The following is a 14,362-nucleotide window of genomic DNA, read 5'->3' as shown; positions in this document are numbered from 1 at the left end:
TTGACACAGGAATTGCTATTTATTATTGACTGCCTCCAGTGCTTCAATCATTGGTCGCACCGTCCAGCCTAATTCACGCGCAGCCATAATGTCTGCTTCGGCAATAGCCACCGCTCTTTTTGTACGCGGCCAAGCTAATTCCAGATATGCTTTAGTTACGCCGTTTGCATCCTTCAAAATGTAGCCGATTTCCGGTATTGAAACATTAGCTTCTTGACACCCATACAATACGCCATGAACGCCAGGATCGGCAAAACGGAATGTCTGTTCATAGCTCAATATACTGTTTACAATACCTTGCTCACGCCGCAATTGATTAAGTAATTGCATATCAGTGTGTTTAACAAACATATGATTATGCAATGGTTGTTTACGATGACAATCTACACATAACGCCTGCAAGTTGTTAATAGCATTATCGCTTTTTACGCCATTGCGGTGATGTACATGTAATAGTTTTTTATGAGCATCTAAAACAATACCACAGCTTTCACAGTGATAATTTTGACTGCTCTTATAATTGCCAGCGACAATTGTCCAATCTGATGTGTATGTTTCTCCGTGCGGATCACCAGCAATTCTTTTTGGCATGTGTGGGAAAAATGAACTGTACGTTTCAAAAAATGCTTGCAAAGAAAACTCCTTGAAAATTTGCTCTCTTTTATTCGGATAACCTTTATACATCAAGCGCCTTAAACAATTTTTACAAATTGAAAGTTTTACAATTCCGTCAACAGACGCACCTACGCTACTCAGACCTGAAATAAAAAACTGCCCGCTCGTGTCATTTGTCGCCACATAACGCTCATATCGTCCAATATCTTGCATCTTTTTCAATGTTGAGCAAAAGGCCACATGGTATTTATTGCCTTCATGTTCACTATTAAGCACCTGCTGTACACGCGGTCCATGATCCTGAATGTACAGCAATACTTGGCGACCTTTATACGCTAATAAACCTGTGTCAAAATCAACGTCTTTTAACTCAACGCTAATCCCACCAGTTGATAATTCGATATCAATGCGCGTTAATACATCAGTGCCTTGTTCAATTTCCAATTCAGGCGAAAATGTATTTGCACCCATCTTGCGTACAGCTTCGTGCAAAGCGGAAAAATCAACGTATAGCGGTGGTGACATGATGATTCTCAGTTTTCTAAAATTTTACGGATTTGAGTTTCAGCATTGGTCATCACACGAAATGATACCCGTCTTGATCGTTCCTGATCCTCTTGCCCAAGCGTATCCATAATAATTCGAGAAGAAGAAAACCCAACTGCGGCAATATTCGCTTTAATCCAAGGGCGCTCATCCGTGACAGCAGGTAAATAATAGACATAATTCAATACCGAGCGTGTGCGACCCTGAGATAACTCCATATTATTAAAATACGCTTCGTCAAGTGGCGTCTCTATATTCCATTGACTACTGGTATGCCCTTCAATCCGCACTTCATCTATAGCTTCTCGAAACGAGAATAAAACCTTTAGATAGCGTGGAAAAAAACTGTCCAAAATTGTGCAAAACGCTGGTTTTAATGAAATCTTCCCCACATCAAATAAAACATCAGGAGATTTGAATTCAAACGCAAGTGTTTCACGATCAATTACCGCATCCCAGGTTTTTAAGTCATTACGGAACTCACGCATCAGTGCTTCATACAGTTCGACTTGGCTTTCTTGATAAGCCACTGCCACCTCTTTAATCTTGTCACGTTCAATCATGGCATCGCGCATGAGTGCAATAGACACGAATAAAAAAATAATCATCAAACCAGACATTAAATCCGAAATTGACAGCCAATGCTCTTCGTCTCCTTGACTGGTAGATACCACAGCACCAAATATTGGATCACGGGGTGAACTCATCGGCGTATTTCATTACTAAGGTTAATAACTGCTGCCATCTTTGCTACTAACTCTGAATAGTCTTCAGTAAATTTACCGGTAATTTTGGCTAACGCATTTGCCATTTCTTTCATTACACGATTAATTTCCTGCATCATAGCCTGATCAATTGCACTCAGTTGTTTATTAACACCCTCACCAGTACGTTCCACCGCTTTGCTCATTTGTTCATTTAATCCTTCTACCGCCCGCGCAATCGCTGTTGCCTGTTGTTGGAAGACGGCATCAAGTGCGCTTTCTAATCGTTTTTGCATAGCCTGAATACTGTCTGCAACCTGTTGTTGAACCGTCTGGGTATCACGCTGCATTTGTACCCCCGTTGATTTCAGTGTTTCGGAAATACCTTGCACTTCACTTGTGAATGTCACCGTCATCATTTCAATATGTTGTTGAATCGTTTTAAGCTGTCCCTCAAGTTGAGTGCGAATTTGTGCTTGATGATCTGCAAGCAATTGATTAGCACTTGAGAACGTGTGATCCATTTGCTGCACCTGATGCACTAATGCTTCAGCGCCGCCTGTCAATGCAACATGCGTCGCCTTAGCACCTGTTTCCAGATTCTCTTTCACTTGCGCGATGCTTTCAATGACTGTACTCCCAAATTGTTCTAGTAATTTGCGCGTTTTATCATCATGGGCTTTAATATAAGCATCCGACTTATCCAAGAGCGTAGTGTAATGTTCATTGGCAGTTTGCAATGCAGTTGTAACCTGATCCGCCGTTTTTGTTAATGTCTGTTGCACAGTATTATTTAAGCCATCAGCACTTTCGGTAATAGCCGTTTGCACCTGATTAGCACCCAATGCTAACCCTTGACGCACCTCATCTGCCCCGGCTTCTAATTCAGTCCTGACCAAGTCAATACCCTGATGAGTTGTTTCCGTAAAGGCTGTTAACAGCGCGGTTGTTTTATCATCATGGGCTTTAATATAAGCATCTGACTTATCCAAGAGCGTAGTGTAATGTTCATTGGCAGTTTGTACACATGCTGTAATGGTACGAACTGTCAAATCAATCTGCTCACGAATTTCAGGAACAGCCGCAACCGCCTTGTCACGCATCTCACTGAATGCTTTTAAGTGATTACCAAGCTGCTGTAATTGGTGCAGATTAATTAACAATAAAGATTTTAATTGTTTCATCGCATCAGGAATATGCGACGACGAATCGGCAATAACCTTTACTGAGGCTTCAGTTGCCGCAATTGCACTCACCCCTGCTGCATACTGACGAATCATCTCTGCGAGCTGCTCTTTATAATGCGCTTGCCAATCAACTAGCTTTTGTACTGAAGCATCTAATGCTTTGAAATTGTCACCAAATTGTTCAGTTAAGTTTTTATTAAAGTCTGCAATGACTTCTTTAAGTGCATTCATCATCTGCTCAGTCGCTGATTTCGACAGCATCTCAGCAAATGCTTCTAACGATTGCCAGAGCTTATTAGAAAATACTTGGGCATCCAATTGTTGCTGACGATAGCGATCCTGCTCATCCGCCCGCAACAAACGCACCTGCCCAATTAAACTGGTCTCTTCGGTACCGGCGAGTGTCTTGCGTAGTTCACCGATTGCAGCGACTACTTTATTTTGTTGTTCCTGCTGATCAAGCCGCAGCATTTTTATTTGTCCAACTAAACTACTGTCTTCATCACCGGCAATTGCACGCCGCAGTGTTTTTATTTCTTGCTGTTGCTGTAACAACGCTTGCAAAATATCTGCCGCGCTGGTTTCCGCCGTCGCTTGTAATTGACGTGGCGCCGCTATTGGTGTCGCAAGAAATGCCTTAAAAGCAATCCCCGCCGTCATTCCCGCAAGACTGGTCAAAAACGCCGTTTTCATTCCGTCAAGCAATAATGGAATACTGGCATCAATGTTTGCTGGATCAAAATTCATCAATCCAGCGGTGATACCCACGAAGGTGCCAAGAATACCCAGCGAGGTCAATAGCGTTGGTGCATGATTTACAAATGACCAACCGCGACTTAAAACGGCAAAAATGATGCTCAAAATGAGTACCATAACAATTGCCCAGAAAAATACTTCGGTCAAAAATGTCGCTTCTACTTGCGCTAACGACGACTGAATAAAAGCAGCAAACACGGTTTATACCACTCTAAATATTGCGTGATAGGATTTTAGGCAATTTTATCTTTTTTATTAGCTGGTTATACGCAAATAATCCTATTAAGCACCGCACTACCAAATATTTTTAGGAGAGTTGTCGGGTTGCCACAAGCGGCAACCCAACCTACGCGGCTGCGTAACTCCTGATTATTTCACCTTGACATGTAATTCCTCGGCTGCCTTGAGCGCCCTTTCCATGAAGTCAGCCGCTTTATCCGTCGCTTGTGCTGCCTCGGCCGCATTACGCGCAATCTCCTCCACCGCGGCGCTCTGCTCAGTAACACTGGCCGCGACGGACTGCATCGAGAACCTGACTTCACCGACGCGGCGACTCGCATCAACTACTCGCTCCGACAGCAGAACGATCCGAGCAACGTTGGCACCGATTTGCAGGCGCGTCTCTTCGATCTTGTCGGCGATCTGCTGCGTAGCTTCTTGGGTCTTTTGCGCTAACTGCTTGACCTCATTGGCCACGACGGCAAAGCCGCGCCCATGCTCTCCAGCGCGTGCCGACTCGATTGACGCATTCAAAGCCAGCAGATTGGTTTGATTGGCAATCTCACGAATGACCGTACTCATCGTTGAGATTTGCTCGCCAATTGCGGCCAAGGCGCGTATGGCGGCCGCTGCATCCTGTGCTTCACCGCCGACCTGTTGCGTGATCTTCTCGACATCGCCCACCGTGGCGACCGCAGTCGCGGCCGAACGACCGATCTCCAAGATCGAGTACGATAGTTCCTCGGCGGCAGTGGCGGCGCTCTTGATGTTCTCTGAAACGCCGTGAATTGATTGGGCGGTGTTTGCCGATAGCTCGTTGACACGATCACCAGCGCACATCATCTGGAAGCGCATCTCCTCTTTTGGATCAACCCATTCCACGACATAGGCCGGCTGTCCAGACAAATCCGCGATAGTCTTGCTGTACACCCGAAAATGATTCAGCCCACCGCCGAAGTCTTGAGCGAACTTCGTGTCCGTCTGCCCTCGGTTTAGACACTCTCTGCCACAACTTGCGGTCTTGCAGATATTGGCACCCCACTGATGACACGGCTGATCGAGAAATTCGTTCAGAGATTTGCCGAACGCGGTTTGAACCGGCCCGTTCACATAGAGCCATCGCCACTCCTTGTCTCCCGCCCTGCCGAACGAAGTGACTGAACAGGGTTGCTCGCAGGCATCCAGGATACCCATGAAGAAACGTTCACGCTCGCGGTGAAACCTGTCGAGGTTTGCCAGGTGCCATGGGATGCGCAAACGGAGCCGCCATGCAGCCGCAAACCCAATTAAAATTCCCAGTGACCATGCCCAGCTGCCGATGAACGGCCAGAGCAATGCACCGAGCAGCGTTATGCACAGAGAAGCAATGATCAGCAAGTGACTCAGCCGCATTATTTCCTGCCGAAACTCATCCAATGCCATAGGTACTGAATGGTGATCGATAATCATTTAGTTGACCCTCAAAACATCACTAGTTGAGTAGTTGAGTTAATGCAATCAACCCAACATCCAAAAGCGGGGATTGATCGAAATCAACCGCTTTGGAGCGCATTTAAGCCAATCCAACTACAGCTGTCGAGCGGTGGTGAATGCCGCGTCGCCGAGTGCAACTAATTGCGCGCCGGCGGCGGCCAGATGCCGCTAAACCATTCGTCGCGCAACATGAGCGCCGTGCCGATCACGGGCAATACGCCGGCCAGCAGTAATCCCGTGACCAGTGGTAAATGGAATAGCGGATCGGTGAATGGGGCGAGGAATGTGTTAAACATTGTTTATTTCAAGAGTGACGCAATTGGGCTGTCAATTATTGATTGACCGTTCCCGCGCTCTAATGTGGAAACTCATCTTACCTGTAAAATCAATTAACCAGAGTTTGAACGGCGTAATTCCTAATATAAACAACAACGGTTTAAGGTGCGACCATGCTCAAAGTAAAGGTGACTGCTGTTGGTAACGCTATGGGAATAGTACTGCCGCAAGAAGTGCTGAGTAAATTAAATGTTGGTAAAGATGATGCCTTGTATCTGGTTGAAAATGCGGAAGGATTTGTGCTGACGCTTCAGCAGCAAGCGTTTGAATCTCAGATGGACGCTGCCGAGAAGGTATTAAAAAAATACCACGATGCTTTTCAAGCGTTGGCTAAATGAAATGATAGCGCCTCAATGGGTATTGGACGAGGTTGTCATTTCAGTTCACAGAATGCTGATTGCAATGCACGGTGGAAGTCAGGGTATTCGGGACGTGGGATTACTTGAGTCTGCTTTAATGAGACCTCGCCAGCTTTATTACTACGAACCACAATCAACGGTTTTTGATCTTGCGGCGGCGTATGGCTTTGGTTTGGTAAAAAATCATCCTTTCGTTGACGGCAATAAGCGGGTGGCGCTCGCTATAGCAGCAATATTTCTGGAGATCAATGGATTTAGTCTTGATGCACCCGACATCGAGGCGGTCAGTGTTATTGAGCAATTAGCCGCCAGTCATTTGAGTGAATCAGACCTAGCCAAATGGCTTGGTGATTTATCCAAGCCTATTGTTTAATGCAAAAACCCTCGTTTCAATTAAGAATCGGGGGTTGTTGGGTTGCCTGCGCGACTGGTTGCTTCTGAAAATCAGGTGTCAAACAAATTTATTTTACTTTTTGCCCCAAAGGGCAGTTATTTTTTTATCTATGATCGACTAAGCTAAACCTTAGCTGATAAATATAACGCGGTGAAAAAATAGCCGCGGCGCGATGTCAGTTGGTAGTAAAAACGTATGCGTCATCTGATGCGTTTTTATAAATCAAAGTTATTATAATAAGGATTAAAAAGCATGGCTTCATTGTTTGGGTTTAACCCCCCCTCACACCATCAAGGGCTGTTGGATAGTTTGGATAATCAGGTGAGTCCCCGTCCCCATGTAGAGACGGATTTTGCTACCGAAACTGCTAATCTCACTAGAGCCAATGTTTTGCAAGATGGAAAAATTGCATTGACCGGAATAGCGGATGTTAACTTTGGTGATGTTTCAGCGCTGCTAAGATAGCATTAAATGTTTATACAGCAGCGGCGGTTGAGTTGATGTCTGTCAATTCAACCTGCGCGGCTCGCGCAGAGTGTTGAGGGAACGGATGTTATTCGTTCGTATTTCAAATTGTTTATAACGAGGATTGATTTTATGCCATCAGCGACCCTTATATCGCCGACAGATGTATCAGTCGCATCGGATTTATCATTCGCATCGGATTTATCATTGGGCTTATCGGGCGCATCGGATTTATCGAGCGGCGGTGCGCCGCCATCGGATGGCGTGGTATCGGATTTGTCGAGCGGCGGTGTGCCGCCATCGGATGGCGTGGTATCGGATTTATCGGGCGGCGGTGCGCCGCCATCGGATTTATCATTGGGCTTATCGGGCGCATCGGATTTATCGAGCGGCGGTGCGCGGCCATCGGATGGCGTGGTATCGGATTTATCGGGCGGCGGTGTGCCGCCATCGGATGGCGTGGTATCGGATTTATCGGGCGGCGGTGCGCGGCCATCGGATGATGAATCGCAACCCCATGCGAGCCCGATTGAAGTGATTGGACAAATAGAATATCCACACAGTGTCTTCTTCTAGGAAGAAATAGACGAATAAAGGGGCGTTACATTTTTAGTGCAACGCCCCCGAATTTGAATTGCGTTAATGCAATCCCCCACCAAAAAACCGAATTGATTAAATCAACCAACTCGGCGCGATTGAACCCAATCCAACTCCAACTGTCGCGTACAGCTTTTCATTAAAAACTCGCGGTCGTGACTGACAATTAGCAACGCCTGTTCATCACAAAGACATTGCAATAGCGCACTCAACATCGCGCAATGTGTCGGATCAAGATTATTTGTCGGCTCATCCAACAGCACCACATCCGCCGCGCTGGCCAAAGCACACCAAATCCACAGCAATTGATACTGCCCACCGCTGAGACGATCAAGACGCCGCTTGAGTAATCCCGCCAACCCAGCCGGTGGTGGAAACCGCGTCGCCCCGGCCACGCGCAACAATTCCTGCCCAGTGATCGGCATAGCCGCGAGCCGCACCGGCTGCTGTTCCAAATACGCCACTTGCACCGCGGGCGCTCGCTCGATGTGACCACTAAACACCTGCGCCGCTCGTGCAATCGCCTTGAGCAGCGTGGATTTGCCGCTGCCGTTGGCACCGGACATACCCAGCCGCTCACCGCGTCGCAGCGTCAACGACACCGGGCCGACCACCGGTTGACGGTAGCCGGCCCGCAGGTTTTCGACGCGCAACAGCAGGTCAGGATCGCTCACGGTTGCCCGGCAATCGCCGCCACCCAGCGCTCCAAATGCGCCAAATAACCCGCCCCGTCGGCATCTTGCGGCGGTTCAAGTGGCAAACACGCCACGCGCCAGCCCACGTCCTGCGCCAACTTGGTCGGCGCTTGCGGCGCTTGATAGGGCGCATAAATCACCACGCCGCCGCTGTGACCGCGTAACTGCGTGACCAATTCGCGCAAATGACCAGCGCTGGGCGGCACGCCGGGGATGGCTTCAATCGTACCGAGTAACGGCACGCCAAACCGTTCGAGCAGATAAATCGCGTCGCGGTGATACAACACCACGCCCGGCGCGGCGGCCAGTTGACTGCGCCACGTCGTCACGCGCTGCGCCACCGCGGCGGCAAAATCATCCGCGGCGCGGCGGTACTGCGCAGCGGCTGACGGATCGAGTTGCGCCAAACGAGCGGCTAAAGCGTGGGCAATGGTCGCCATTCGCACGGGATCGAGATCAACATGCGGATTGCCGACTGGATGCACGTCACCCAGCGCCCGATCTGCCGCCCCGCCGCTATCAAGTAACTCCACCTGCGCGGCCGCTTCAAAATAGCCCACTCGTCCCGGCAAAATCGCTGGATTAGCCGCGCTGGCGCTGGCCGGTGGTAGCCAGCCGACTTCCAACTCCGCGCCGATGGCCACGACCAAATCCGCCGAGCGCAGCGCACGGATCATGCTGGGTTTGACTTGCAGTTGGTGCAAATCCTGATTGGGCGCGGCGAGAACGGTCAACGCCGCCCGCTCGCCGGCCACGGTGCGCACGAGTGCCGCCATGCTGGGGCTGGTGGCGACGATGTTGAGCGGTGCCGCGCCAGCAGTGCCGCCGAGCAACGCGCCAAGACTGATGAGTAAAACACTGATTTTTTTCAACATGTTACATTCCTCGATGCGCATCAAAACGCATGGGCGCCGTGGCTGCCCATGCTCATCACGAATTGCAGGTACACGGCATCAAACCGCTCGCGCTCGTCGTCCGCGACCAAAATGTCGTTGTAAGCGTACTGGGCGCGCAGTTGCGAAAACTCCGACAATTTCCAAGTGACGTTGACCGTCCAGCGATCAGAAGCGCCAAAGTCATCCGTTGTGCCGCCGCTGACTTCATTGGTTGGCCCCAGCACGTCATAGCGCAACCCGGCCGTCCAATTGGGTGCAAAGCCGTACACCGCTTGGGCGTAAAAACCGTCGGTGGTGAACTGCCGCGCCGAGCCGACGACGTCTGGATGTGGACTGGAGGCGATGCTTAAATCCTTGATCGAGCGCAGATATTCCGCCTGCACCTTGACATCGCCCTGCCCACCAGCGCCGGTGCCGTCGTATTTGTACACCGCGTCCAATCCCCACAGGTCAGCATCGCCGGCCAGTGCGTTTTCATGCACCACATCCTCGCCCGCGTGGGTGTGCGCGTGGACTTCTTGATGCTGATCGGTGTGCGCGTAAGACACGCCAAACTGGAGCGCGTGTTGGGTACCCAACTCCGGTGCCACTTTGGCAAACACCGTCCACAAGCGCGGGCCGTCTTGCGTGTCATCGAGGTGGAGTTCCGCCTGCTCGGCCGCATCCAGCGTTGCGCCAAACACCTCCTGATTACCCTGTAACAGTTCGACGCCCAGCAGGGTGTACACCGGCAACGTCGGCAGCCAAGTGATCTGAATCCCCTTGTCCTGCAAACCGTGATCGCCCAGCAGGTTGAGATACGGCAAGTTTTGGTCAACAAACTCCCATTGGTGCGGATGTTGTTTGTTGACGTAGCCGAAGTCGCTGAAGAATTTGCCCGCTTTGACGCGCAACCCGGCGGGTAAATTGCGCGTTTGCAACCACGCCTCCTCCAGATGCACATCACCGGCATCCGTCACGGCCAGATACGCGGCGGCGTCAAAGTACGGGTCAACGGTGGCGGAAAAGGTCAACTCGGCCTCGCGGAAGTTGAAGCCGTTGTCAGCGCTGCCGTGACTGTGCGTGTGACCTGCCGCCGCGTCGTCGGTGTGATCGTGGTCATGCGCGTGACCACCGGACGGTTGCAGTGCCTGCCCGACCAGCGCGGCGCCGTCACCATCGCGGCCGTCGTGGTAGTAATTGCCGTCCAAAATAACGGCGATCTGCGGGTTAAACGCCGTGCCGGAGGTCAGCGCCGCAAAACTGGCATGACGCGGCGGTGCTGATGCGGCTGGTGACGGTGGCGTCACACTGGGCGCGGACATCGGTTCAGAGTGCGCATGTGCTGGCGCAGTGGCGGCGGCCGTCGCAGCCGCCGTCCGTTCAGCGCGTGCCAAGCGGCGCTCCAACTCTCGAATGCGCTGTTCGTAGTCCGTTTTCATACTACGCAGCATGGTTTTCAATTCGGCGATGTCAGCATCGCTGGCCGCCGGGGCGGTAATCGGGACAAGTAGGGTTGCTGCCGCCAAACTGGCAACAAGGGAAGGGTGGTGCATGGTAAAAGCGCCTCATCGCAAACGGGATCAAATAACGCCGCACGGTTGGCGCGGCGTCGGCATGAAATCAGGCGATTAGGAGCAGTGATGCGGCGGGGCGCGGGGGAAGTAACGGTGATAGCCGCGCTGGTCACGGCACGCGGTGTCCAGCCAGTACGCGGGCGGCGTGACGCTCGCCGTGACAGTCACCAGTTGCGGCGTCAAAACGGGCAGAGGTGAACCGATGCCGTTGCCAATCACGCACAGTTCGCACACGCCGTCGTGCGGATGCGATAAATGCTCGATCTGGTGCAGCGCAAACAGCGTTTGTCCCAGCAATAGGAGCGCGCACACCAACGCCACGATGGCGGGCGATGGCGGGCGATCCGTTTTTAATTGCTGGGGTGACATTAACAATTACGTTTTATTTAATGAAAGCGCGGGTTCGGGAATGAGCGGCGCTGTGTTGAAATGCTGCCGCCCACGAATTAACACGAAAAATAATGGCACAAATAACGTGCCTAATAACGTCCCCGCCGCAACGCCACCGAGAACACCCGTGCCAATGGCGTGGCGGCCACCGGAGCCGGCACCGCTGCCTAATACCAATGGCAAAACGCCAAAGCCAAATGCCAATGAAGTCATTACAATTGGGCGAATCCGCATCCGCGCTGATTCAATTGCGGCCGCCATTGCCGTCTGCCCCTGCTCTTGTAATGTTTTGGCGAATTCGACAATTAAAATTGCATTTTTAGCGGACAATCCAATCGTCGCTAATAACCCGACTTGGAAATAAATGTCACTCGGCAATCCGCGCCCCAATGCGGCTAACACCGCACCTAATACACCGAGCGGCACGACTAACATCACCGCGAATGGCACTGACCAACTTTCGTATAGCGCGGCTAATGCTAAAAACACCACCAATGCCGATAGCGCGTATAACGCTGGCGCTTGCGCACCCGCCGTGCGTTCTTCATACGATAATCCCGTCCATTCAATACCAATTCCCGGCGGTAATTGCCGCGCAATCTCTTCTACCGCTTGCATTGCCGCCCCCGAACTAATACCCGGCGCTGCCTGCCCGAGCATTTCAGCGGATGGAATGCCATTGTAGCGTTCTAATCGCGGTGAACCGAGAATCCAATGCGAAGTGGCAAATGCCGAAAACGGCACCATTTCATTCTGCACATTACGCACATACCACGCATCTAATTGCTCCGGTGCCATTCGATATGGCGCATCCGCCTGCATGTACACTCGTTTAACCCGCCCCTCGTGAATAAAATCATCAATATACGCACCACCTAATGCAACTGATAATGTGCGATTGATTTCTGCTAATGATAAACCCAATGCACCGGCGCGAGTACGATCCACGTCAATTTGGAATTGCGCTTCATCTTCGCGTCCATTCGGCCGCACCGCCATCAATTGCGGATGTTGTGATGCTAATCCTAAAAACTGCATTCGTGCCGCCATTAACGCTTCATGCCCCAATCCAGCGCGATCTTGTAATTGCACATCCCAACCAGTTGCAGTGCCTAATTCAATCACCGCCGGCGGTGGAATCGCAAACACCATTGCATCTTTAATTCGGCTAAAGGCCATCATTGCGCGGCCGGCCACCGCACCCACGCGCAAATCAGGGCGCTGGCGTAATGACCAATCTTTTAAGCGCACAAAACCTAATGCCATATTTTGCCCTTGACCGGCGAAACTAAACCCGGCCACGGTAATCATTTCTTGCACCGCCGCTGATTCATCTTTTAAGAAATGCTTTTCTACTTGTTTTAATACAGTTAATGTCCGTTCACGGGTGGCGCCGGATGGCAACATGACTTGCAGAATTAAAATGCCCTGATCTTCATCGGGTAAAAACGACGTCGGCAGGCGTAAATATAATAGGCTGAGAACGGTAATTAACGCGGCGTACACTAGAATAAAGAATTTGCGCCACGTTAATACCAATTTGACGCTGCCGACATACCCACCGACGGAATAATTAAAGCCGCGATTAAACCAGCCGAGCGGGCCGCGGCGGGCGGCGTGTTCACCGGCGTGAATGGGTTTTAATAATGTGGCAGTCAACGCGGGCGTTAATGTTAAAGCGACAATGACCGACAACGCCATGGCCGATACAATGGTAATAGAAAACTGGCGATAAATAACGCCGGTTGAGCCGCCAAAAAACGCCATTGGCACGAATACCGCCGCTAATACCAATGCAATCCCAATAATGGCGCTGGTGATTTGATCCATTGATTTACGCGACGCTTCTTTCGGTGGTAAGCCGTCTTCCCGCATCACGCGCTCGACGTTTTCAACGACCACAATCGCGTCATCCACTAATAACCCAATTGCCAATACCATTGCAAATAACGTGAGCGTGTTAATTGAAAAACCAAACGCCGCTAATACGCCGAACGTGCCGAGTAATACCACCGGTACGGCAATGGTGGGAATTAACGTGGCGCGGAAGTTCTGTAAAAATAAATACATCACGCCGAATACTAATAACACCGCTTCCAGCAGCGTTTTAATCACTTCTTGAATGGAAATACGCACGAAGGGCGTGGTGTCATACGGGAAAACGAATTCCATGCCCGGCGGGAAAAACTCTGCTAACCGTTCTAATTCGGTTTTCACTGCATCAGCGGTCTGCAACGCATTCGCGCCGGTCGCCAAACGAATGGCCATGCCCGCCGCCGGTGCGCCATTATGCCGCGCAATTTTGCTGTAACTTTCACTGCCCAATTCAATCCGCGCCACGTCGCGTAAATACACCGTCGCGCCATCGCCTTGGGTTAATAACCGAATCGCGCCGAATTCCTCCGGCGTATTCAATCGGCTTTGCACATTCACCGTCGCATTTAATTGCTGTTCGGCAACCGCAGGAATAGCGCCCAATTGCCCGGCGGACACCTGCGCATTCTCCGCTTCTAATGCCGCAATCACCGCCGCTGGAGTTAAATTGTATTGGTGCAGGCGATGCGGATTTAACCAAATGCGCATGGCGTATTGCGCTTCAAATAACGTCGTTTCACCCACGCCTTGAATACGACTAATTGGATCGCGCACGAAGGTTGCCGCGTAATCACCTAAATCCGCATTGGTCATGCGGCCATCACGCGAAACAAATGCCACCACTAATAAAAAGTTGCGCACTGATTTAGCAACTTGAATCCCCTGCCGCTGCACTTCGGTCGGTAATAACACGCTGGCCAATTGCAATTTATTTTGCACTTGCATTTGCGCGATATTCGGATCAGTGCCATTATCAAACGTCAACACGATATTTGCCACACCATTTGATTCACTGGTGGATGACATATAGCGCAGCCCATCGAGGCTATTCATTTGCTGTTCAATAATCTGCGTCACTGAATCCTGCAATGTTTGCGCGGAGGCGCCGGGATAAGTCGCGGTAATCGCAATTGCCGGCGGGGCAATACTGGGGTATTGCGCAACGGGTAATTTGAGAATAGACAATACGCCCGCCAGCATAATGGCAATGGCAATGACCCATGCAAAAATCGGGCGATCAATGAAAAAACGTGCCATGTGATGATTCCGTTTTGTCGCGTTTATAGTCTGCTAATCTGT

14 protein-coding genes are annotated in these 14,362 nt (G+C 50.7%); 4 read left to right on the top strand and 10 right to left on the bottom strand.

Annotated elements, in window-relative coordinates:
- Window positions 1-15: 15 nt before the first annotated feature.
- The 5 genes from HUK38_RS05270 to HUK38_RS05250 all read right to left on the bottom strand — a co-directional run bounded on the left by HUK38_RS05270 (window position 16) and on the right by HUK38_RS05250 (window position 5,796).
- Entirely contained in the window at window positions 16-1,140 is a 1,125-nt protein-coding gene (locus HUK38_RS05270) for an HNH endonuclease (protein WP_182583196.1), read from the bottom strand.
- An 8-nt stretch (window positions 1,141-1,148) separates the two neighbouring features.
- Window positions 1,149-1,868 carry an OmpA/MotB family protein gene (locus HUK38_RS05265; RefSeq protein WP_182583194.1) on the bottom strand — a complete coding sequence of 240 codons (720 nt, stop codon included), beginning with the start codon at window positions 1,866-1,868 and terminating at the stop codon, window positions 1,149-1,151.
- Window positions 1,865-4,006 carry a hypothetical protein gene (locus HUK38_RS05260; RefSeq protein ID WP_182583193.1) on the bottom strand — a complete coding sequence of 714 codons (2,142 nt, stop codon included), beginning with the start codon at window positions 4,004-4,006 and terminating at the stop codon, window positions 1,865-1,867. Before HUK38_RS05260 ends, HUK38_RS05265 begins: the two co-directional genes overlap by 4 nt.
- A 171-nt stretch (window positions 4,007-4,177) precedes the next feature.
- Complete coding sequence (locus tag HUK38_RS05255) at window positions 4,178-5,476, bottom strand: methyl-accepting chemotaxis protein (protein ID WP_182583191.1); 1,299 nt, start codon at window positions 5,474-5,476, stop codon at window positions 4,178-4,180.
- Between the two features lie 161 nt (window positions 5,477-5,637).
- A complete protein-coding gene (locus tag HUK38_RS05250) occupies window positions 5,638-5,796 on the bottom strand; it encodes a hypothetical protein (RefSeq protein WP_182583189.1) in 159 nt (52 codons plus the stop codon).
- Window positions 5,797-5,949: 153 nt separating this feature from the next.
- On the opposite strand from HUK38_RS05250, the gene HUK38_RS05245 reads away from it, so the two are divergent.
- The 4 genes from HUK38_RS05245 (at window position 5,950) to HUK38_RS05230 (ending at window position 7,630) form a co-directional block, all read left to right on the top strand.
- The gene (locus tag HUK38_RS05245) at window positions 5,950-6,174 is read left to right on the top strand and encodes an AbrB/MazE/SpoVT family DNA-binding domain-containing protein (RefSeq protein ID WP_182583187.1); all 225 of its coding nucleotides are present in this window, start codon (window positions 5,950-5,952) and stop codon (window positions 6,172-6,174) included.
- Window positions 6,149-6,568: a type II toxin-antitoxin system death-on-curing family toxin gene (locus tag HUK38_RS05240; protein WP_338065361.1), complete on the top strand. Its 420-nt coding sequence runs from the start codon at window positions 6,149-6,151 to the stop codon at window positions 6,566-6,568. The genes HUK38_RS05245 and HUK38_RS05240 overlap by 26 nt, the downstream gene beginning before the upstream one ends.
- Window positions 6,569-6,841: 273 nt before the next feature.
- On the top strand, window positions 6,842-7,054 hold the full coding sequence (locus tag HUK38_RS05235; RefSeq protein WP_182583185.1) for a hypothetical protein: 213 nt from the start codon (window positions 6,842-6,844) through the stop codon (window positions 7,052-7,054).
- A gap of 132 nt (window positions 7,055-7,186) precedes the next feature.
- On the top strand, window positions 7,187-7,630 hold the full coding sequence (locus HUK38_RS05230; protein WP_182583183.1) for a hypothetical protein: 444 nt from the start codon (window positions 7,187-7,189) through the stop codon (window positions 7,628-7,630).
- Between the two features lie 101 nt (window positions 7,631-7,731).
- Here the strand turns inward: HUK38_RS05230 and HUK38_RS05225 are convergent, their stop codons facing one another.
- The 5 genes from HUK38_RS05225 to HUK38_RS05205 form a co-directional block, all read right to left on the bottom strand.
- Entirely contained in the window at window positions 7,732-8,325 is a 594-nt protein-coding gene (locus tag HUK38_RS05225) for an ATP-binding cassette domain-containing protein (RefSeq protein WP_182583181.1), read from the bottom strand.
- Window positions 8,322-9,221, bottom strand: a complete 900-nt coding sequence (locus tag HUK38_RS05220) for a metal ABC transporter substrate-binding protein (RefSeq protein WP_182583179.1) — start codon at window positions 9,219-9,221, stop codon at window positions 8,322-8,324. Before HUK38_RS05220 ends, HUK38_RS05225 begins: the two co-directional genes overlap by 4 nt.
- A gap of 20 nt (window positions 9,222-9,241) precedes the next feature.
- The gene (locus HUK38_RS05215) at window positions 9,242-10,777 is read right to left on the bottom strand and encodes a TonB-dependent receptor (protein WP_182583177.1); all 1,536 of its coding nucleotides are present in this window, start codon (window positions 10,775-10,777) and stop codon (window positions 9,242-9,244) included.
- A 75-nt stretch (window positions 10,778-10,852) separates the two neighbouring features.
- Entirely contained in the window at window positions 10,853-11,167 is a 315-nt protein-coding gene (locus HUK38_RS05210) for a hypothetical protein (protein ID WP_182583175.1), read from the bottom strand.
- A gap of 6 nt (window positions 11,168-11,173) precedes the next feature.
- Window positions 11,174-14,320 (bottom strand): efflux RND transporter permease subunit, encoded by a 3,147-nt coding sequence (locus HUK38_RS05205; protein WP_182583173.1) that lies wholly within the window; start codon window positions 14,318-14,320, stop codon window positions 11,174-11,176.
- Window positions 14,321-14,362: the final 42 nt, after the last annotated feature.

The organism is Thiospirillum jenense (assembly GCF_014145225.1).
Taxonomy (GTDB): domain Bacteria; phylum Pseudomonadota; class Gammaproteobacteria; order Chromatiales; family Chromatiaceae; genus Thiospirillum; species Thiospirillum jenense.
The sequence above is the reverse complement of the archived record's forward strand: the minus strand, read 5'-3'. Positions and strand labels throughout refer to the sequence as shown.